We start from the raw sequence: 1,300 nt of genomic DNA, 5'->3' as shown, positions 1-1,300 counted from the left end.
CTCACCTCTGCATAATACGTCTTAACACTCCCATCCTTGTTCTTCCGCTTAAATTGTCTGATATATGACATTATATTGTGATATGTATCACAACTATATTTAACTATGCTTTTCTGAAAACACGATCATTATACATATATGTAAAATCAGGAAAATACTATTCCAGAGAGATAATTCCCCTGAGAAAATGGTTAATAAATATCAGTAAAATCTAATCGGATTTTGATACCATATATCGATCCCCCCTGGACCCCCGTTAATCTAATATAGGTGATCTTGATGCCCTTCTCATAACTGTCACGATCAATGCTGCACTCGACCTTGAGACCTTTTTCCGTTTTTGTATTGGCTATGAGGTTTACTATCACCTCATATGAGACAAGCGGTTTTCCCCTCCAGTTCTTTGTAATGAAGGAGAATAGCCTGTGTTCAATTTTGTTCCATTTGCTTGTGCCTGGTGGGAAATGGCATACACTAATCTCCAGTCCTGTTTCTGTGGCGAATTTCTGCAATTCAATCTTCCATAGCTTCACCCTTGAACCATTGCTACCGCCACCATCCGCCGTAATCATCAGCCGCTCTGCATCGGGATATCTCTTCTTTCCCATGCATTCCCACCATTTCTTTATGGATTGCACTGCAAACTCTGCAGTATCATGATCAATTCCCACGTTTACGTATCCCTCATTGAGTTTCATGTCATATATACCATATGGTACAGCTTTTCCTTCTGCAAACTGCATGAAATCGTACACGTTGACCTCATCGTATTCACCCTTTGGCTTCCATTCCTTTCCATTGTTCTTGAAGTTGCCTATGAGTTCTTTCTTTTTTGTATCTATGGAAATGACGGGCTGGTTCTCTTTCATGAATTCTATTGCCTTTGAATTAATATGCTCGAATTGCAGGTTTCGATCGGGGTGACTCTTTCCCTCATTCATCTTACGGTTGCTCTTTAGGTTATATTTCATGTCATGGAGCAGTTTTTCCACCAGCACATGGCTGACATCGTACCCCTTCTCCCTGAGTTCAGATGATAGTTTCCTCAAACTCTTGCTCTCCCATAGCAGTGGGGATTGTGGATCTCCTCTTGTGGATGATTCTATCAGTTTGATCAGTTCGTCCCTGATCCCGGGATTCTTGTCCACCTCCTTTTTCCTTCCACCACCACGATCACGTATTCTGTCTTTCAACTCCCTCTTGTCCGTGATCTCTTTCATTCCCTTTATAATGGTACTGCGGGACAGCCCGGTTGCCCGTGATACAATTTCTATGCCCGCATAACCTATTGACAGGCTCT

General features: G+C 42.0%; 1 protein-coding gene. It reads right to left on the bottom strand.

The features are described from left to right. Positions 1-191: 191 nt before the first annotated feature. Positions 192-1,300, bottom strand: a 1,109-nt coding sequence (locus AMDU4_RS13315; RefSeq protein ID WP_290705509.1) for an ISAzo13 family transposase, incomplete at its 5' end; no start/stop codon positions are given.

This window comes from Ferroplasma sp. Type II (assembly GCF_000496155.1).
This window is presented reverse-complemented; position numbering and strand designations above follow the sequence as displayed.